The organism is Gardnerella piotii (assembly GCF_049815665.1).
Taxonomy (GTDB): Bacteria; Actinomycetota; Actinomycetes; order Actinomycetales; family Bifidobacteriaceae; genus Bifidobacterium; species Bifidobacterium piotii.
Window position 1 is genome coordinate 16514 of the sequence record NZ_CP187450.1, and the last position, 20562, is coordinate 37075.

Genomic DNA, 20562 nt, shown 5'->3' on the forward strand with positions numbered 1-20562 from the left:
GAGAGTATTGCGGATTTAAGAGTTAACGGTAATGCGGATTTTAAAGCTACGCAATTTACAAAGCTCACATAACGCGCGCACATTGGCACAACTATTGGCTTTTGTTTTATACATTGCGATTATTGCAATCGTAATGTGTTTCCACGAACCTTGGTTTGACGAAGCTCAAAGCTGGCTGATTGCGCGCGATTCGCCAATCGCAAGCATTTTTAGCGTTAGAACGCATTACGAAGGTCACCCTCCTTTTTGGAATCTTTTACTTGCGATTGCAGCCAAAAATGGCGTTCCATACGAGTTTGGAATTAAGGGAATTCAGCTGGTTTGCGCAAGCTTACTTGGCGCGTGGCTTATTTTTAAGTCGCCTTTTAAGCACGCAAGCAGCCTTGCAACTTTTCTTATTCCTTTTACTTATTTTGTTTGCTTCCAATACGGAGTTACATCGCGACCATATGCCTTGCTTTGCTTAAGCTTGTTAGTAGCGGCGCATTACTGGAATAGTGCGGATTCTAAGACTTCTAGCGCTTGCAAACTTGCGATTAGTCTTATGTTTATGTGCTTGCTTAGCGTGTATGGAATCGCGTTTGCTGCAGGATTTACAATTGCTTGGATTTGGCGAGTTTTTAGCAAAAATATCAGTGAAGCATGTAACAAAGCATGTGGCAAAACTCTTAATTTTAGTGACATTCTTCACGCGATTAAAACAACAATCTCATTAAATTTGGCGCGACTTATATCTTGGGGATTAATCGCCATTTTTGGCGTTGCAAACCTTGCTCTTGCATGGCCCGCAAAAAATGCGTTCGCCACTCGCGCAACGATTGATGGCAATTCAACAATCGCAAAATGCTTCGCTTTTATATTTGTAATGCCTTCCGAAAGCATGTTTACAAGCTTTTATGGCGATATTTCAATGCGAAGAATGCCTTTTGACTTTTTGCCAATTGCAATATGCACGCTGTTTAGCCTTGCGATTTGGGCATTTGCAATTAGAATCGCCAAGCGCAGAAAACTTCTTGCGGTTCTTGTAATCCCTTATCTTGTTCTTACAATCGTAGCTGTTCGCTATTTTACGCTTCACCACGCAGGTCTAATCTTTGTGTTTTTGCTTAGTGTGCTTTGGATTAGTCACATAAAAGAGCCTCTTAGCAGCAAGGATATTCCTGCGATTTTTGTTAAAGTTGCCATTTTTGCAAAATCTGCACTTGCTAAAGTCAAGCCGACTAATCTTTATAAAAATAAAACAAGACTTACCAAAAACAAAGCTTTGAAAATCAACGTGCTAATTTCAATAATTCTTGCACCAAGCCTAATTTGGAACGCGTTTGCTTGCGTAAACGACATTCTGTTTGACTATTCGCCGTCTAGAGCTGTAGCACAATACATATCTAGTAATCACTTGCAAAATAAGCGTTTTGTAGCATCTTGGCTCCATAATTACGAGCAAGTTGACGAAAGTGGAAACGTTATTTCGCACGAAGAAGCCGACACTCACCAATATTCGTGGCTTTTAGTGGGCGCAAACCCTTATTTTTCTAAGAATATTATAGATTGCGCTTACAAAAACAAGACTTTTATAACAAACGAAAGCTCTAGCGCAAGCCAACAAGAAAAAGAGCTGGCGGCGTGCGCTGCAAAGGGCGAGCCAGAGTTTTTTGTTAGCGAATCCAACCAACCGTGGTACTACTTCTTGGCATTAAACTACAACATTTCGCATTACAAAGCGCATTCTGTTTCTAACGTTAAAACATCTTGGAAGGCTCTTGTTTGGGAAAGCACTGCCACTATTTACGAGCGCAAAGCGCATATAAAATAGGCAAAACGGTTGCTTAGCAATCGCTAAACAACCGTTAAACATCCACTGAGCAATCACTAAACAACCGCTACAGCAGCTCAATCTTTGGATGCTCGGCCCTAAACTCGTTCGTGTGCGAATCACTAGCATACCCAAGCGCAAATCCAGTTAAAAGCTCCATGTTTTCTGGAACATCAAACTCCGCGTCTAGCGGATCTCGCCAAGTTGCCAAAACGCCAAGCGGGCAAGAGTCAACGCCTAAATCTTTAGCAGCAAGAAACAGCGTTTGCAACATAAGGCCAGCGTCCATTGCAGCAAACGGCATAAAATCACGCCTAGCTAAAACAAAGCCAATAACAGGCGCTCCAAAAGCCTCGAAATTTCTGCGCGTATGGGCGTTCCTGGCTGCAAAATCGTGCCTTTCAATTCCTAAATGCGAATATAACGCTAGACCGAGTTTAGCGCTTCGCTGCTTTAAGTCGCTAGGGTACGGATTTGCAACAGGAACGTCGCCATTAGGCGCTGACTCTTGAGCAAACTGAGCGCGCTCAGATTCGCTCAAACTCTTATCTTTGGCTTTAAGCATTGCATTGCACTTATCTAAATAAGCTTTTACAATGTTGTCTTTTTTGCCACCTTGCGCAATCGCAAGCGCGTAAGCTCTTGTGTTGCTCCAGCTTGGCGCAAGAGAAGCAGTGTGCAATATTGACTCTAAAACGTTTTGCTCAATCGGCTTATTCAAAAAGTCGCGTGCAGAAAACCGCTCCGATGCAAGTTGGCCAAAATCTTTGTAAGTCATACTATCAGTTTACCAAAAACCGAATGGGTCAAAAATGCCTCCGTCGTCGGAATCGTCGTCTCCGCCTCTAGGAAGCTGATCCAAAGGATCGTCGTCGTCATCCGAAGAATCGCCGCCGCTGCCCTTTTGGCTCTTATTTTGGGAAGAATCAGGCTTCTTATTGCCACGCCTTCTTAGCGAGCGAGGGTCTTGGCGAGTTGCACCATTAACCGCAGCTTCTTCTTGGTTAAACTTAACAGTTAAATTGACGGTTCCGTTTCCACGAACAACCGTTATTGTTGCTTTATCTCCCAAAGCGGTAGCGCGCACAAATCCAAGCAGCGAGTAGTTGCTTGTAACCGACTTGCCATTAAACGCTACGATTGTATCTCCAGCACGCATTCCCGCCTTTGCAGCAGGAGCACCAGGCGTTACAGACGCCACTTGAGCGCCTCCGCGCGTAATGTTATTTTGCGTTACGTTTACGCTTTTAACCATAATTCCAAGAGCAACGTGCTTTACAGAACCATGCTTAATGATCTCGTTTACCACGCGCTTAACAAGGTTAGAAGGAATAGCAAAGCCGATTCCAATAGAGCCTGCTGTGCCACCTCTTGCAGAAGTTGCTGCAATAGACGAGTTAATACCAATCACTTTCCCAGAAGCGTCGAAAGTTGGGCCGCCAGAATTACCTGGATTAATTGCGGCATCAATCTGTACAGCATTTGTAACGATTTCCGAACGACTTTGATCGTCCATAACAGAAACTGGGCGATTAAGCGCAGAAACAATGCCTGTTGTAGCAGTATCGTCGTATCCAAGCGGATTTCCGATTGCCATTATTGGCTGGCCAACTGCGAGCGCGTCCGAATCCGCAAAATCAACTGGCTTTATGCTGCTAGGCAAACCGTCTACTTTAAGCACAGCCAAATCAGTTGTTTTATCTGTTCCAACGAGCTTAGCCTTGTAAATCTGACCGTTAGAAAGCGTTACTTGAAGCTGTTGCATGCCAGCAATAACGTGGTTGTTTGTAACAACGTGACCCTGCTTGTCGATTATTGCACCCGAGCCTTTGCTCATGTTTTTGCTGTTGCGCGCTTGAATAGACACAACGCCGCCAGAAACATTTTTAGCAACCGAGCGCCAATCGGGAGACTGACCGCCTTTTACTACGGCTGTTCCTTTTGAAGGACTTTGCGCACCCACATCTGCAAGTGTTCCAGCGCCTGGAATAGGAATCAAGCCTTGAGTAAGAACAAACGCCATTACAACAACGCACACAATTGCAGAAATAATGGACGACACAATTGCCACCATTATTGTTGAGTTTTCTTTATATTCCGCCTTAAACCTGCGCTTTTTATAAACCACATTTGGAGTTTGGCTTTGCATTTGGCTTGACGCTTGATCTGGCACTTGATTTAGCACTTGATTTGGCGCTTCAGCAGGCTGACTTTCCGCGCTATTATCAGCGCTATTGTCATCGCTACTATCCGTGCTATTGTCATCGCTCAAATCGTAAGGATTGCCGAATCTAGTTCGCTTTTGCTCGCCATTTGCATTATATGGATCGCCATATGGCAAAAATGGGTTATCTAAACCGTTTCCGTATTCTGAATTTGCATAATCACGGCTATTTGCGCTATTCGCTACACTTGCACCATTCGCGCCAATTTGCTCTTGATTTTGCAACGATTCGCCAGAATGATTAGAATCACCGCTATTTTTATTTGCATCACCATTATTTGCATCACTCGCGTCTACAGGGCCATACGCTCCGTATTCTGGAGCTGGTCTATAAATCTGCTCTGACTCCACATGATTTTCCTGCGCGCTCGTTGGCTCCGATTGGCTTTGTGAAGCATTGCCATTATGCTCTTCACTAGAATCGTAGGCCTTAGAATCGTAAATATCGTCAGCCATTAATCCTCCTTAAATCTTTTACAAAGCATACTCTAATCTGATTACACAAATTCATACAAGCTAATATGCAATTAATGTGCAATTTTTACACAATTTTTCGTTTACAATACGAGTTAAACGTGCCGCTCTTAAAATTACCTGAATATTTAGTAGTATAAATGCCGTATAAATACCACATATAACCCATAAATTAGCTAACTATTTTTATAAAAATTATAAAAACACGTAAAATTTAACGAACGGCTGCTTGCGACTTTTCCGCGCGCAATACCGCAACTTATGCGCGTATCGTCATGCCTTCTAATAGAGTAAAAGGTATGACTAATCTTATTGAACACCCACGCGGAGCAGAGCCTGGTAAGCCAGGAGATCGCAGCGAATTCTCGTTTACAACAAAAACACGTTTAGAAAATGCTGCAGACGGCAAGGGAAAAGACGGAGCCAGATACGGGCGAACTGGTGTGATTCGCACGCCTCATGGCGATATTCACACGCCTGCGTTTGTGCCAGTTGCAACACAAGGCGCAATGAAGGCCGTGCTACCAGAATCAATCAAAGACTTGGGCGGCCAATGCATGCTTTCTAACGCATTCCACTTGTATGAGCGCCCTGGCGAAGACATTTTAGACGAAGCTGGCGGCCTTGCAAAGTTTATGAACTGGGATGGTCCAACTTTCACAGATTCTGGCGGATTCCAAGTGCTTTCGCTTGGAGCGGGATTCAAAAAGACGCTTGCCATGGACGTTACTGGCATGAAGTCCGACGACGTAATCGCAGCTGGCAAAGAGCGCATGGCATTCGTTGACGAAGATGGCGTTACTTTTAAGTCTCCTCTAAACGGATCAACTCACAGATTCAGCGCAGAAATCTCAATGGGGATTCAGCACAAGCTTGGAGCGGATATTATGTTTGCTTTCGACGAGCTTACAACGCTTATGAACACTCGCCGCTACCAGGAGGAGTCTGTTGAGCGCACTTTCCGATGGGCTAAGCGTTGCGTTGAAGAACACAAGCGATTGACCGAGGCGCGATTAGGAAAGCCGTATCAGGCGTTGTATGGAGTTGTTCAAGGAGCAAATTACGAGGATTTGCGTAGGCGCGCGGCGCAGCAGATTGCTTCACTCGACTTTGACGGCGTTGGAATTGGCGGAGCGATTGAAAAGCGCATTATTGGAGACACTTGCGCTTGGATTTGCGATGCTATGCCAGAAAATCGCCCTCGCCACGTGCTTGGAATTGCTGCAGTAGACGACATTTTTGCTTGCGTAGAAAACGGCGGAGATACGTTTGATTGCGTTGCCCCTGCGCGATGCGGCCGAAACGGCGCGATTTTTACTCGCCACGGACGCTACAACGTAAAGCGCGCGGAATTTAAGCACGACCAGGGACCACTTGAAGCTGGATGCGATTGCTACACTTGCACGCATTATTCGCGCATGTATGTTAGCCATTTGCTGCGCGCTAAAGAGATGAACGGATACACGCTTGCCACTATTCACAACGAGCGATTCTTTGTTAAGCTTCTAGACGACATTCGCGCGTCGATTGACGGCGGATATTTTGAAGAGTTCCGCGATGAATCGCTTGCGCACTACTACGAAAATGGCTCGCGTGGATAGTTTGCTTGTTGCTGCGCGCTTTGACCGCGCAGCAACATGATCTGCTTTTCCGCGTTTTGTACGTGATTTAGGCCAAATATGGTACAAAGTGCGTCACATCTGTTCACGCGTTACAAGATTACATAGGTTACGTCAAGTGAAGTAGAGATTCGAGATTTTTCGCACTGAATGAGATGAACCTCAGCATGAAATGGTGATTCATCGAATGAAGAAGAAAAATCGAGAATCTCGGCGATGAAAACCACGCAAAAGTTCTAGATATTCAGAAGGTTTGATGTATTTCTCTACGAGCAATAAATAGCGCCATCCCAAAACCTAAAACCTTAGAATATTAACGTTCATAAACTATCCGCAAAAGTGCGCGTCACTTGCGAGGAGAGAAATACTCAAACCTCGCGCAATACCAAGCAAAGACGTGAGCGCGCTCTAAGTCGAATGCACTTCGGAGCGCAACACACAAGGGTAGTATTTGCTAAAAGCGCGCAAATATGGTAGCTTTGTGGTCTGTATGCGAACGTGGCGGAATGGTAGACGCGCTGTCTTCAGGTGGCAGTGAGTGTATACTCGTGCGGGTTCAAGTCCCGCCGTTCGCACTCTTTAAGAACGTTGATTTTTCAACGTTCTTTTTTATTTTGTGGCAACGACTGCAACATCATGTGCAACAATTGTGCATTTGCTTAAAAATGTGTGATAGACTGAATAGTGAACGTCATAAGACGTCATACGTGTTAAAACATTGGTGTTTTAATTTTTACGGTCATGGAGGACTAAAATGGAACGTCGTTCAACGAAGACGACGAACCTTATTGAAGATATCGCGGATATCGAGGGTTCGACGCATACGCGATTTAGCCATGCCACAATAAAAATTACACCATCTAGCGAAATCAAAGAATATAGAGAAAACGCATCGAGCATCAATCGTAAAGATAAAAACGATGGAATAAATCAGAACGAAGGAATAATAAGGTTCAAATTTGTAGCAAATGCGGATTGCGATTTATTAAATATTAAGCCCGCGCAAAAATCGCAAGCTTCCGCGCATCAAGAGCACGCAACTCCAATAATAAAAATAAGTATTAAAGAAGATGCTCCACTACTTGTTGCGCAAAATCTTTTAGAAGATAGCGCAGACGCAAACGGTGCGAAAGAAATTGCGCTACACATGGAAGATGCGCTAGGCGCATGCGACGGGCGCGAACATGATTTTGCAGTAACGTACGGCAGTTTTGGAAGCCGATTCTATTTAGACGGATACCAATGCTTTGCGAGCGCAACGAATCTTGGGCCGCAAAGAGTGAGCGAAAAAGCGGCCGAAGTGTGTGCAGCGCAGGCAGAATCTTCGCAAATCTACTACTTTTACTACTCAAACCACTTGCCAAATCCAGAAGAAATCGCAAATTCGGCCACACAGACACAGCCAGACATATGGTTTGCAGGACCTACGATTTGCGCAAGAGACATAAAACGCGTATCTTGCAAAGCGAGCGGAACGCTGCACATTCAATTTAGATTGCGCGGCCCAGGCCAACACGGAGTGCTTTTTGCTGCTGGAACTGCTGGAACAAAAACTAATCTAGAATCTAGCGAAAAAATAAGCGTGTACGCAGGGCCAGAAGGCATAAAAATCACGCTAATCGACAGCGAAACGTGCGTAAAAAGCGTAATCGAAGCAGCCGCAAGCGTTGACGACGGCGAATGGCACGACTTGATTATTCGCGCAAATCGCGGAGCAACCGACATTTACGTAGACGGATACAGCCAGTCGCACAACATAGGGCAATTCTGGTTTGCAAACATACCAGATTTAGACGCCGTAAGCATTGGCGAAGACTTGCGCGGAGTGCGATTAATGGGCGAAGCCAGAATAGGCGGAATCTATTTTAGCGCACTAACCGAAGGCCAAATCCAAAGAATATCAAGAGTAAAGCCACTTGTAACAACTGCACTATTTGACACGGGATATGCGGGCTCTCGCAGCTACAGAATACCGTCGCTCGTAAAGACGCACATGGGAACGCTAATCGCAGGAGCAGACCAGCGAACCAGCGTTTCAAACGACGCTCCAAACCACATAAACTTTGTGATTCGCAGATCCGCGGACGGCGGAAAAACGTGGGATCCTTTGCAAACCGTAATCAACATGCCTGGCAAAAACCTTGGAAAACTAGGCGCGAGCGCAATCGACTCCTGCCCTGTTTTAGACCCAGAAGGCAAAAGCGAAAGAATTAACGTATTAATCGACATTAATCCTGGCGGAATTGGGCTAACAAATTGCAAAACCGTTGTAGGCGTAGACGAATGCGGAAGAATCAAGCTTATAGACCGCTTAGGCGGCAAGTACGCGGCGGCAATGGACGCAAGTGCGGCCGTAAAATTGCCATGCGATTCTAGCGAAAAAGAATTCGCAACAAAGTGGCTAGTTTTCCCAGACGGAAGCATAAAAAATTGCGATTCGCATGACGATTTGAATGACGATTCAAACAACATCTTGAACAGTAATCAAACTTGCGACTGTTCCACGTGGAACATATGGAAATCGCCAGAAATTGCAAGCGAAAGTCAGCCATTATTTGCCGAAAAAACGTGTTATATAGCGCAAATCTATTCGGACGACGACGGCAAAACATGGAGTGCGCCACGCTTAATCGACCACATGGTTAAGGAGCCGTGGATGAGCTTTGCGGGAGTGTGCCCAGGGAACGGAATTGTTATTAGACACAGCGAGAAACATTACGGCAGAATACTCGTGCCATTTTATTGCAGCGGCCAAAGCAAATCGCACTATTCTTCGGGAGCACTTATTTCAGACGACGACGGCAAAACGTGGAGCCGAGGCAAAATGATTAACGAAGGGCGATTAATCAACGGAAAAATCGTAGACCCTGCAACAATGCAAGACGACGATGCAACAAGCTCCGAAACTGTGTTTGTTGAACGCAAAAATGGCGATATTCTAGCTTTCTTCCGCAATCAAAATCGCTCGGGATGTGTAGGCAAAGCCATTAGTCACGATTGTGGAGAAACGTGGAGCGAGCTGATTTTTGACACAAGTTTGCCAGAGATATTCAGCCAGCCGAGCGCAACCTGCTTTAGCAGCGAAAACGATAGAAACGCACAAAACGCAGACTGCATAGCATTTGCAAACGCAAGCCAAATGATGCCGTACCGCGGTCGCGGAGTTGTGAGATTTAGCTACGACGGCGGAAAAACATGGGCAAAAAGCGTGTGTATAAACCCGTTCCACCACGTTTATCAATGCCTTAGCTCTAGCAATAAACGAACTTTGCAACTAATGTGGGAAAGAGAGACTACTGGAATTTATATAACAGAAATAGATTCCTCACTTTGGCAGCAAGATAGTTTGCACACAGGTTTCAAAAACAAAGTACACAAAAACAAAGTACACAAAAACGAAAAAATGGAAGATACAAAAGAGAGAAGACTCAAGCGAACTGAAAGGAGCCAAAATGGAAGAGACATTTAGCAGCCGCGAAGACGATGAGATGACAACACTAGACCGCTTATCGTTATTGCAAGCAAGCTCTAACTCCGCTCCAATCGCAGCAAGAAAGCGCTGCGATGAAACAATGGACGCAATCAGATCGCTTATTTTAAGAGAACGCTTGCAACCAAAAGACATGCTGCCAACTGAGCCAATGCTATGCAATTTGATTGGCGCATCAAGGTCGTCGGTTCGCGAGGCGATTCGCAAGCTGGAAGCGCTTAACATTGTGGAAGTTAAGCAAGGAAAAGGCATGTTTGTTGGCTCGCTATCTTTGGATCCAATGGTGGAAACACTCGCTTTTCGCTCCTTAATCTCCATTAATAAGAATTTTGAAGACTTGAATAACGTTGTAGAAATGCGAAAATTCCTAGACCTTGGATGCGCGGATAAGGTGGTTGAGTCACTTAAAGGAACGCAGCATCCAGAGCTGGAAGCACTTTCGGAAATAATGACTAAAGAAGCGCATGCTGGAAAAACGTTCTTGGAACAAGACATTGCTTTTCACACGGGCATTTTGCGCGCGGTAAACAATACGATTGCAGAGCAATTCGTGCGATGCTTGTGGCTTGTACATATGGCTGTTTTGCCACAATTGGGGCTGGAAGTTTCGGACGAGCTTGAAAAAACCGCTAGAGCGCACGAACTTATGCTAAAAACGGCTATTGCTGGAGACGCAGACGGATATAGGCAAGCTGTGAACGACCATTACGAGCCTATTCAGTCGATTTTGCTTAATAGACTGCAAAAGCACTAAATAAATGGAAGAACCGCTCACTTAACGAGAGCGGTTCTTTCATCTTCAATGGTGATGCCTGAGTACTACAGCATCACGATTAATCGCAACGATACGATTTACGTTACGAAATTTTATGGCCGTCGCACCAAACGTGCTCAACTGCCAAAGTTCCTGGATCAAGCAAAAGCAAATCGGCTGCGTACCCCTTTTCAACTAAGCCCAAAGGAGCACTAGTTATAGCATTCGGCTTATCTACTCCAAGCGCGCGAGCAGGAACAATAGTCGCAGCAGCAATCGCCTCTGGCAATCCGATTCCAAGCTCTTTAACAGCGCGCTTAATAGCAACTTCTAGAATCAAAGTAGACCCCGCAATAGCGCCATTAGAAACAAGCCTTGCGTGGCCGCCCGTAACTGTAACGTCTAAAGCGCCAAGCTTATAAGCGCCATCTGCGCATCCTGTTGCAGCCATAGCATCCGTTACGAACGCAATTCTTCCAGCCGCTGCCTTAAACGCCATTCGCAAAACGGGGTTTTCAACGTGGAAACCGTCGTTAATTAGCTCAATCGTTACACGCGAATCCTCCAAGGCTGCAGGAATTGGGCCTGGCTTGCGGTGATGAATGCCGTTCATAGCGTTAAACATGTGAGTCATAAGCGTAGAGCCAGCGTTAAAAGCCGCGCGCGCGGTTTTATAATCCGCGTCACAATGCCCCACTGCTGGGATCACGCCAGCTTCTACAAAACGCTTAATCGCCTCCATGCCGTGTTCGCGCTCTGGAGCCAAAGTAATCTGGCGCAAAGTGCCATCCGCCGCCTCAAGCAACGCCTCAACGCGCTCGGGAGTAGGGTCCACTAGGCAATTAGGATCGTGCGCTCCTTTTCTAGAAAGCGCCAAGAACGGCCCCTCTAAGTGAGATCCAAGCACATCTGGTCGCGTTTGCATAACGCGCTTAACAGTACGCAAATTCTCTTGCATTACGTCAAGAGGGTTTGTAATCAAGCTAAGAACTTGCCTAGTTGTTCCATGAAGCATGTGATACGCGCGCGCAATGGCAATCCCTTCAGCACCATCGTCAAACGAATGCTCCCATGCTCCGTGAGCGTGCAAATCAATGTAGCCTGGCGCAGCAAAACAGCCACGCCCGTCTACAACGCTTAAGTCAGATGCGCGCAATCCGCAAGCATTAATCGCAAGCGCAAGATCCTCATCTAAAATGCCCGTTTCTATAATCACGCCATCTTTAACCAAAATCCAAGCGTTAGGAACAATTCCGCGCACGTCTACAACGCTCACGTTACGCACTACAAAATTGCGCCCCTCACTTGATTTTAGTGAATCATCAATCTTATTTACGGCGTCTAAATATGCATTTTTTGACATTTCACTCACCTGCGATTGTGCTTTTGAAGTTTGTGCTTTTGAATACGTTACTTAATTTTAGACTTGAGTATCAGATTCCTTGCCAAGATGGCTTATTTGCATACACCCAACGATAGTAGTCTGCCAGCTTAAGCTTGCTTGCTGCATCTTCGTCTACAATCACAGTTGCGTGCGGATGCATTTGAAGCGCGGAAGCTGGGCATAGCGAGCTTACTCCGCCTTCTAGCGTTGCAGCTACAGCATCTGCCTTATTTGAGCCAAACGCAAGAAGAACAAGATGCTTAGCGCGCAAAATCGTTCCAATTCCTTGCGTTATGCAATGAGTTGGAACTTGGTTAATATCTCCGTCGAAGAATCTGCGATTATCTACGCGAGTCTGCTCGGTTAGTGTTTTAACGCGCGTACCAGACGCAAGCGAAGAGCCTGGCTCGTTGAATCCAACGTGGCCATCGGAGCCAATTCCCAAGATTTGCACGTCAATTCCGCCAGCAGCAGCAATAGCAGCATCGTAGTCAGCTCCAGCGTGCGCAATCTTGCTGCCCTCGCTTAATGGCGCTCCGTTAAGAACATCTCCTGGAACATGAACTAAATCTGGGTTTAGGCCGATTAAATCGGTTACGGTTCTGCGGATTGTGCTGTGGTAAGACTGTTCGTGCTCTAACGACAATCCAATGTATTCGTCAAGAGCAAATCCGCGCACGCGACTTACGTCAACATTATTTTCTTTAACAAGCTTTGCAAGATGTTCGTAGGCCTTTAATGGGCTAGATCCCGTAGCTAAGCCAAGTACTGCATCTGGCTTGCGACTAATCAAATCTACAACTGCTTTTGCGTAAAGCTCGCCAGCTTCATCTTGATCTTTTACAATAATAACTTCTGCCATCTTTGCTTCTCCTTTAAAGCTTTAATTAGCATAATTAGCAATTTTTAAGCAACATTAATCAGTAATTATAAGCAATTATTAGCATTTATTAGCATTGCGGCATACGAATTAACGCACACCGCAACGCTATTTACTTACTATGCCAATAAATAAACGAATTATTTAAGTGATTTATCTAATAAATTATTAATCTAATAAAAACCGCTTAAGACGTTACTTTGTGGAATCGCTCACTTCTTGCGGAGTCTTTGCCAAAGTCAAGCCAACTTCCTTAAGAACGCCAGCAACGGCTTCAACGTTTTCTCCCTTAAGTGGGCAAACTGGATCTGGCATCTGATTTGTGTCAAACACGCCAAGCAACGCCATTGCGGTCTTAAACGCTCCAACGCCAGCGCCAAAGCCTGCCACGCCGCTAGGAACAGTAACGATTCGCATCAAAGCAGCAAGCCAATCCTGCTCCTTCTTAACCGTTGCCCAATCGCCAGCCTGAGCAGCCTTCCACATGCGCACGTAGCCAGTGGCCTCAACGTTTGCAAGTCCTGGAACAGAACCGTCTGCGCCAGCCATGTATGCGCCGTCAACAACAACCTCTTGACCCGTAAGCAAAGTCAATGGATGGCCAGCCTTATTGTTGTCGTCTACAAGGAACCTGAACGACACGTCGTCGTTGGAAGAATCCTTAACGCCTGCAAGCACGCCATCTTTACCAAGCTTTACAAGCAAACCGCCTGGAAGCTTTGTGTGCACGCAAACTGGAATATCGTAAGCGAACAGAGGCAAATCTGGAACAGCTTCGTGAATAAGACGGAAGTGGCGCTCAACTTCTGCCATGCCGCCAAGTGCGTAGAATGGCGCTGTTGCAACAATCGCAGAAGCCCCAAGCTCCTTAGCTTCCTTTGCATGCTCAATAACGCGGTTTGTTTCCGTATCGATGCACCCAACCAACACTGGCACGCGGCCGTCAACAATGCGCATTACGGTTTCAATGATTTCGCGGCGGCGCTTATCTGTGCTAAACGCAACTTCGCCAGAAGATCCAAGCGTAAATAGGCCGTCTACGCCTGCCTCAATCATTCGGTTAAGAGAGCGCTCAAAGCTAACAACGTCTACTTCGCCGTCTGCCGTTAATGGCGTAACTACTGGTGGAATAACGCCGTGGAATTTTTCTGCCATGATTAAACTTCTTTCGTATTTTTTATTATTTATGACTTATTGATTTATGATTTATGACTTTAGATTTTGCAATTAATGGGCGGCCTGCATGGATTTACTGCAAGGTCTTAACAGACCGCCCGCGCATTCAAGCTAGCGACTAACGACTAGCGACTAGCGCTTGCTCGCACCGCTCACACTATTTGCACTCTTCTTCCGTTGGGTGCAAAAGCGAAGGAGCCGCGCCCATCAAAATCTTTGTGTACGCATCCTGCGGATTGTTAATCACTTGGTGAGTTTCGCCGCGCTCAACAATCGTTCCGTGATTCATAACAACAACTTCGTCGGATATGTATCTAATTGTTTGAATATCGTGGCTAATAAACACCATTGAAAGATTCAGTTTCTTCTTTAAGTCGGAAAGAAGATTCAAAATCTGAGCACGCACAGAAACATCCAAAGCGGAAGTTGGCTCATCTGCGATTATTGCATCTGGATTAAGCGAAAGCGCACGAGCGATTGCCACGCGCTGACGCTGTCCGCCAGAAAGCTGACCTGGTAAAGCACCAAGAACAGAATGAGGCAAACCAACCATTCGGATTAGCTCCTTGGCTCTAGCATCGCGCTCAGCTTTGCTTCCAATCTTGTGCACAACAAGCGGGTCAATCAACTGGTCAATCACACTCATGCGCGCATTCAAAGCCATTGCTGGATCCTGGAACACAACGGAAACCACGCGTCCAATATCCATGCGCTCTTTTGCAGTTCTATGCGTAACGTCTTGACCTTTGAACAAAACCTTGCCGCTTGTTACTTGCTGGAGTCCGCACATAATGTTTGCAGTGGTAGACTTTCCGCAACCAGATTCGCCAACAATACCAATCGTCTTACCTGGCATAAGCTTAAGATTCACCTTGTTTACGGCCGTAATCTTGTTCTTATGGAATAAGCCAGATCCTGCTCGAGTAGTGAACACCACTTCGGCGTCGCGCAGCTCGATGATTGGAACATCGCCATTTTCGCTTTGAGTTTTGTTTGTTTCGTTAACATTCATGTTCATCGCACATCTCCTTTATCGGAGTTGGTCAAAATTGCGGAAGGCACATCCGATTCTGGCTCTGGAGGCGCAGCGTAGAAGTGCCACGTTCCTGGAATGCGCTTCATTACTGGGCGCACGTCAAGTCCTTGATCTGGGTGAGAAGAACGCGGCGCGAATCGATCTCCCTTAGGGAAGTCGGATGGGCTTGGAACCGTTCCTGGAACCTGGTGCAATCTTGGAGCACCAGCCTCAATGGAAGTTACGGAGCCAAGCAAGCCGCGCGTGTACTCATGATGCGGATCGGTGAGGATTTCCTTAGTGGAGCCTTGCTCAACAACCTGGCCTGCGTACATTACGGTAATCGAGTGCGCAACCTTAGCAACAAGAGCCAAATCGTGGCTTACAAACACCATTGCAAATCCAAGCTTTTCGCGCAATTCGTTAAGAAGGTCAATCACTTGCTTTTGAACAGTAACGTCCAAAGCGGTTGTTGGCTCATCTGCGATTATCAACTTTGGATCTCGCGTAAGTGCCATTGCAATCAACACGCGCTGACGCTGGCCGCCAGAAAGCTCGTGCGGGTAGGATTCAAGCGTGCGCTTTGGATCCAAGCCTACAAGCTCCAGCAACTCTTCGGCGCTACGAGTGCCACCTCTAGAAGTTAGCTGCTTCATTTGCGCTTTAATAAGCATTGATGGGTTTAAGGAAGACAACGCGTCTTGGTAAACCATTGCAATCTCGTGGCCACGCAAAGCATTGTGCTCCTTTGGGCTAAGCTTTACAAGATCCTTGCCATTAAAGAGGATTTGTCCACTAATCTTAGCTTTTGGATCAAGCAAGCCCATAATCGCAAGCGAAGTGATTGACTTACCGCAACCAGATTCACCAACCAAGCCCATTGTTTCGCCTGGACGAACAGAGAAGCTCAAGTGATCCACAACGTTTACGCTGCCGTAGCGTGGGAACTGAATGCACAAGTCTTTAACCTCAATAACTGGAGGCTCCGTAGACGTTGGCTGCAAGCGATCCGTGCGCTTTAACTCGGCCTCGCGAAGCTTTGCCAAAGACTCAACCAAAGCGTCGTGCTGCTCCTTGTAAGCTGCCACTGGGTCGGTGAGAATCCTGTCTTCCTTACGAGCAGCATCCGCATCTGCAGCACTCTTAGCTACTGGAGCGGTTGGAGCTGCAACCATTGCATCCGTAATGCCCTCAGAAAGAATGTTAAGGCACAAAACGGTAATCATGATTGCTAAGCCTGGGAACAATGCCTGCCACCAGTATCCAAAGATAACGCCTGCCTTAGCAGAAGACAAAATGTTGCCCCATGTTGGCGTTGGCTCTGGAATACCAGCGTTGATGAAGCTAAGAGAAGCCTCGAACACGATTGCGTCTGCAACAGAAAGCGTTGTGAACACCATAACTGGAGCTGCAATATTACGCGTTACATGCTTGAGCAAAATCCAAGGTGCGCGAGCGCCAGAAACGATTACTGCACGCACGTAGTCTTTTCCATATTCGCTTATTATGTTTGCGCGCACAATTCTTGCGATTTGTGGAACGTAAAGCACACCAATGGAAATGATGATACCAATCATGGATTGTCCAAGAATTGCAAGGCACACAGCCGCTAATGCGATTCCTGGGATAGACATTACTATATCAATCAATCGCATTATAAGCTCAGATATCCAAGTGCGGCTCACAGCTGCGATTGCGCCGATTATTGCGCCCATCACCAACGCAAAGAGCACAGACGACAAGCCGATTACCAGCGAGTAGCGAGCGCCGTACATAACGCGCGAGAACACGTCTCTACCAAGGTTATCGGTGCCAAACCAGTGCGCTCCTGTTGGCGGCTGATAGTTTTGCGTAATCTTTACTGGGTCGCATGGCGCTAGGAATCGCGCGAATACTGCGCAGAACGCCAATATTGCAATCACAATAAGCGAGATTTTAGAGCCTAAGCTCATGCTTTTAAATCTGTTAAATTTGATGCCTGGCTTAGATGCGGCATCTACTACCTGACTTTTTCCAAATAGCATGTCACACCGTCCTAATTCTTGGGTTGATTAGCACGTAAAGCAAATCAACAATAATGTTTATAAAGATGAATGCGATTGCAACAACCAAAACAACGCCTTGCACAAGCATTGGCTGGTTGCCATTAATGCCGTCGAACATTGCGGTACCCATTCCTGGTAGTGCAAAAATCACCTCAATAACGATTGCGCCACCCATAAGGTAACCAATCTTCATACCAAGAGTTGTGATTGGTGTAATCAAAGCGTTGCGGAACACGTTTCTAGCAACCACTACGCTCTTTGGAATACCTGCGCCGATTGCAGTTCGCACATAATCCTTATCCAATTCTTCTACCATCGAGGTTCGTATGATTCGCGTAAGCTGACCTGCTACTGGAAGGCCTAATGCGAAGCAAGGCATTGCCATTCTTGCAATGTACGCTTCTGGATCTTCAAAGAACGGCACAAAATCGCCAGATCCTGGGAGCCATGCGAGCTTGATTTGCAAGACGTAAATCAAAAGAACGCCGAGCCAGAAGGATGGAGTTGCGATTGCAATAATCGAAAGCACGCGAACCGTTTGGTCAACCCAAGTATCGCGGTAAAGCGCTGCAAAAACGCCAAAGATTACTGCAAAGACTATTGCGATTAACAAGCCAATGAAGGTTAGTTGCAAGGTGATTGGGAAGGCGTCCGCCACTCGCTGAGCTACGGAATCCTTGTTTACACCATAAACACCCATGTTTCCTTGGAAGAGTCCAACTATGTAGGACCCAAACTGCTCCCACCATGGCCTGTCGTAGCCCATTTCGTGGCGGAAGGCTGCCAGAGCTGCTGGAGACGAGTTTTCGCCTAATGCTGCAACTGCTGGATCGTATTTAGAAAATGACATAAGGAAGAATACGAGGAACGTAACACCGAATGCCATGAACGGCAGGGCGATTAGTCGCCTACCTAAAAGTCTAAGAAAATTACTCATAAGACATCCACACATCCATTGAAGAAAATTATTATTTTTGCATAACAAAACCGGCCCATCTGCACAAAGGCGAGAAAGGTAAACAGTTGGGCCGGTTTTGCGGTTAGAGGTTAGGGAAAATGAAGTTTGTTACTTTGACTTGCACCTACTTTGTTAGCTTTGCTTTTACAAGGTTGATGCCAGTGGAGCCGATTGCATTCCACTCAGCCAATGCGCCCTTCTTTACAGCGGTCGTAGTCTTGCGGTGGAAGAGTGGGTACAGAGGCACTTCGTCGCTAATCAAATCGAAGCACTGGTTCCAATACTTCTGGCGCTCAGCTGGCTTGCTGGCAGCCAAAGCCTTGTCCATAAGCTCGTGGAGCTTTGTGTATCCTTCGGAGTTCTTCCAGAAGGAGCGCTGACGGGTCCAAGCGTTGTCGCCATACCACCAGCTCATAAGCAAGTCTGGGTCGTTGCCGAATACGGATGGATCGCCTGGAGCAAGAACCATGGAGTAGTTTGCATCGTCGCGGTCGGTAATCTGTGGGTAGAGTGCGGAAGACTTCATAGACTTGATTTCCACATCCATACCAATCTCTGCAAGATCATTCTTGATTTGTGGAGCAAGCTGAGTAATCCAAGTGTGGTCCGTTGTGTAAAGAGTGAACTTTAGTGGGCCATTTACGCCAGCTTCCTTAAGCAAGCTCTTTGCCTTAGCAATGTTCTTGGTGTAAACGTTCTTTGCCTTGTGGTAATTTGCGTAGTTCTTTGGCAAGAAGCTTGTTGCTGCCTCGCCCTGGCCGCTCATCTGATTTGTAATCAGCTTGTTTACGTCAATCGCGTAAAGAACTGCTTGGCGAACTCGCTTGTCGTCGAATGGCTTCTGCTTTGTGTTGAACATAACGAATGGAAGAGTAAAGCCCTGTGCGGTCTTAAGCTCGGAACCAGATGCCTTCAAAGTGTTGAATGCCTGTGCTGGAACCATTTCCATTACGTCGGTCTTGCCGCCCTGCATTGCGGTTACACGAGCAGTATCGTCAACGGTTACGTTCCAAACCATCTTCTTGGTCTGCGCCTTGTACTTGCCGTTGTAAAGATCGTTGCGCTCAAACTTTACCTGGTTATCTGTAATCGAAACATACTTCCATGGGCCAGAGCCGATTGGCATGTTCTTAAGATCTGCATCCGACTTTGCACTTGGAACAATCTGAATCAAAGCAAGGCGCTGCTTGAACAGTGGGAACGCCTTCTTTAGCTTAAAGATTACGTGACGATTGTCTTTTGCTTCTACAGAATCAATAAAGTCGAGCATAGAGATGTAGAGGCTGCCCTTTGCGGTTGTGCGCTTAAAGGAAGACACTACGTCTGCCGCTGTTACTTCCGTTCCGTCCGAGAACTTAGCAGCATCGCGAATTGTTACTTCGTATTCGGTATCGGAAATCTTCTTTGGCTCGCCCTTTGCAAGAGCGTTGAAAACCTTAAAGTTGCTGTAATCAAGAGCGTAAAGTGGCTCTGTAACGTGCCAGTTTGCTGCCATTGGCAACGCGCCAGAGGTTGTAGATGGCGCAAAGTCGCGGCTTGCGTATGCAACCTGTGCAGTAATTGTGTCTTTAACAGCAGTCTTTGCTTTTGCTGCCTTGTGGGTTTTTGCTCCACCGCAGCCAGAAAGCATCATTAATGCGGCCACACCAGCGGCGATTGCCACGGTTAGCTTCGAGTTAATTCGTGCCATATTTTCTCCTCACCATTGAGTTTGGGTTTTTTGCATTTCGTCTTCGAATGCGAAAACATTTTAAATTATAGCGCGTGCGTTATTTTCACGTTACTTCAAACATAAGAGGTCTGATGTCTGATGTCAAGTTATGCGTGTGTCGAATTTGTGAAAATTTTGATTATTTTTTAAATCACGAAAAATTAGAACAAAATCGCACATAATCGACACACATATAACCACTATTTTTCTTTATTTGTTACTTACGCGCGCTCGGCGAATCTGCGGCTGCTTGCGACTTTTCCTTAGCGCCACCAGCCGCATCCGCCTACCTGCTCGCCGCCTACAACTTTGCTGCAAACCAGCGCGTAATCGACGTTGGGTGCGTAATCGCCGTTCCAACAACAGCAGCCCAAGCGCCCATCTGCATAACCTTGTGCAACTGATCTGGAGTGTGAATACGCCCTTCGCAAATAATTGGATAATCTGGGAAAGCTTGCAAAATCTGACCTAAAAGCTCAAAATCTGGGCCGTCCGTTTTTGGCCTTCCAGGAGAAGTGCCAGCCAAAGTGGTAGATATAATATCTGTTCCACAATCCGCCGCGCGCTTGGCATCATCGAAGTTGCCGCAATCGGCCATAACAACTATGCCTTCGTCGTGCAAAGCGCGAACAGTTTGCTCGTAAGTCAATCCATCTGGGCGTGGTCTATCGGTTGCATCAATCGCAATAATATCCGCTCCAGCAGCAGCGCAGCAGCGCGCATGACGCAAAGTCGGAGTTATGTAGACGCCTTCGTGGCCATCTTTCCAAATTCCGATTACAGGAACATCAGCCTGCCCTTTAATCGCAGAAATATCCGACAACCCCTGGCATCTAATACCAACAGCTCCGCCTTCTACGGCCGCCATTGCCATTTGTGCCATTGTTTCTGGGTGCCTAAGCGGCTCCCCTGGGTACGCCTGGCAGCTAACCACTAGGCCGCCCTTGATTTTTTCAATCACAGGATTCATAGCGATTCCTCCTTTTTTCAAATATGACTAAACTAAACAAAATTAAACA

At 46.4% G+C, this 20562-nt stretch carries 14 protein-coding genes and 1 tRNA gene; 5 read left to right on the forward strand and 10 right to left on the reverse strand.

Going from position 1 to position 20562, the window contains the following annotated elements; translation table 11 throughout:
- The first annotated feature begins 31 nt into the window (after positions 1-31).
- Positions 32-1813, forward strand: coding sequence for an ABC transporter ATP-binding protein (locus tag ACPEIW_RS00060; protein ID WP_425663674.1), 1782 nt, complete (start codon positions 32-34; stop codon positions 1811-1813).
- A gap of 67 nt (positions 1814-1880) precedes the next feature.
- On the opposite strand, the gene ACPEIW_RS00065 is transcribed toward ACPEIW_RS00060, so the two are convergent.
- Together ACPEIW_RS00065 and ACPEIW_RS00070 are read right to left on the reverse strand one after the other, a co-directional pair.
- Positions 1881-2591 carry a nitroreductase family protein gene (locus tag ACPEIW_RS00065; RefSeq protein WP_425663676.1) on the reverse strand — a complete coding sequence of 237 codons (711 nt, stop codon included), beginning with the start codon at positions 2589-2591 and terminating at the stop codon, positions 1881-1883.
- A 9-nt stretch (positions 2592-2600) separates the two neighbouring features.
- Positions 2601-4493, reverse strand: coding sequence for a S1C family serine protease (locus ACPEIW_RS00070; protein ID WP_425663678.1), 1893 nt, complete (start codon positions 4491-4493; stop codon positions 2601-2603).
- Between the two features lie 293 nt (positions 4494-4786).
- Between ACPEIW_RS00070 and tgt the strand changes: the two genes are divergently transcribed.
- The 4 genes from tgt to ACPEIW_RS00090 all read left to right on the forward strand — a co-directional run bounded on the left by tgt (position 4787) and on the right by ACPEIW_RS00090 (position 10374).
- Positions 4787-6112 (forward strand): tRNA guanosine(34) transglycosylase Tgt, encoded by a 1326-nt coding sequence (gene tgt, locus ACPEIW_RS00075; protein ID WP_425663680.1) that lies wholly within the window; start codon positions 4787-4789, stop codon positions 6110-6112.
- A 510-nt stretch (positions 6113-6622) separates the two neighbouring features.
- Positions 6623-6705: transfer RNA gene (locus ACPEIW_RS00080), tRNA-Leu, on the forward strand.
- A 179-nt stretch (positions 6706-6884) separates the two neighbouring features.
- The gene (locus tag ACPEIW_RS00085) at positions 6885-9599 is read left to right on the forward strand and encodes an exo-alpha-sialidase (protein WP_425663682.1); all 2715 of its coding nucleotides are present in this window, start codon (positions 6885-6887) and stop codon (positions 9597-9599) included.
- The gene (locus tag ACPEIW_RS00090) at positions 9583-10374 is read left to right on the forward strand and encodes a FadR/GntR family transcriptional regulator (protein ID WP_016636256.1); all 792 of its coding nucleotides are present in this window, start codon (positions 9583-9585) and stop codon (positions 10372-10374) included. The genes ACPEIW_RS00085 and ACPEIW_RS00090 overlap by 17 nt, the downstream gene beginning before the upstream one ends.
- A gap of 103 nt (positions 10375-10477) precedes the next feature.
- Here ACPEIW_RS00090 and nagA read toward each other — a convergent pair whose 3' ends face one another.
- The 8 genes from nagA to ACPEIW_RS00130 form a co-directional block, all read right to left on the reverse strand.
- The gene (nagA, locus tag ACPEIW_RS00095) at positions 10478-11737 is read right to left on the reverse strand and encodes an N-acetylglucosamine-6-phosphate deacetylase (protein ID WP_425663684.1); all 1260 of its coding nucleotides are present in this window, start codon (positions 11735-11737) and stop codon (positions 10478-10480) included.
- Between the two features lie 70 nt (positions 11738-11807).
- Positions 11808-12620, reverse strand: coding sequence for a glucosamine-6-phosphate deaminase (gene nagB / locus ACPEIW_RS00100; RefSeq protein WP_020757458.1), 813 nt, complete (start codon positions 12618-12620; stop codon positions 11808-11810).
- A 213-nt stretch (positions 12621-12833) separates the two neighbouring features.
- Complete coding sequence (locus ACPEIW_RS00105) at positions 12834-13793, reverse strand: dihydrodipicolinate synthase family protein (RefSeq protein ID WP_016635892.1); 960 nt, start codon at positions 13791-13793, stop codon at positions 12834-12836.
- 178 nt (positions 13794-13971) lie between these two features.
- Positions 13972-14832, reverse strand: a complete 861-nt coding sequence (locus ACPEIW_RS00110; RefSeq protein ID WP_016635891.1) for an ABC transporter ATP-binding protein — start codon at positions 14830-14832, stop codon at positions 13972-13974.
- Positions 14829-16853: a dipeptide/oligopeptide/nickel ABC transporter permease/ATP-binding protein gene (locus ACPEIW_RS00115; RefSeq protein WP_004131264.1), complete on the reverse strand. Its 2025-nt coding sequence runs from the start codon at positions 16851-16853 to the stop codon at positions 14829-14831. The genes ACPEIW_RS00110 and ACPEIW_RS00115 overlap by 4 nt, the downstream gene beginning before the upstream one ends.
- Before the next feature lies 1 nt (position 16854).
- On the reverse strand, positions 16855-17760 hold the full coding sequence (locus ACPEIW_RS00120; RefSeq protein ID WP_004131261.1) for an ABC transporter permease: 906 nt from the start codon (positions 17758-17760) through the stop codon (positions 16855-16857).
- Between the two features lie 196 nt (positions 17761-17956).
- Positions 17957-19522: an ABC transporter substrate-binding protein gene (locus tag ACPEIW_RS00125; protein WP_422112849.1), complete on the reverse strand. Its 1566-nt coding sequence runs from the start codon at positions 19520-19522 to the stop codon at positions 17957-17959.
- Between the two features lie 322 nt (positions 19523-19844).
- Positions 19845-20513 (reverse strand): N-acetylmannosamine-6-phosphate 2-epimerase, encoded by a 669-nt coding sequence (locus ACPEIW_RS00130; protein WP_425663688.1) that lies wholly within the window; start codon positions 20511-20513, stop codon positions 19845-19847.
- Positions 20514-20562: the final 49 nt, after the last annotated feature.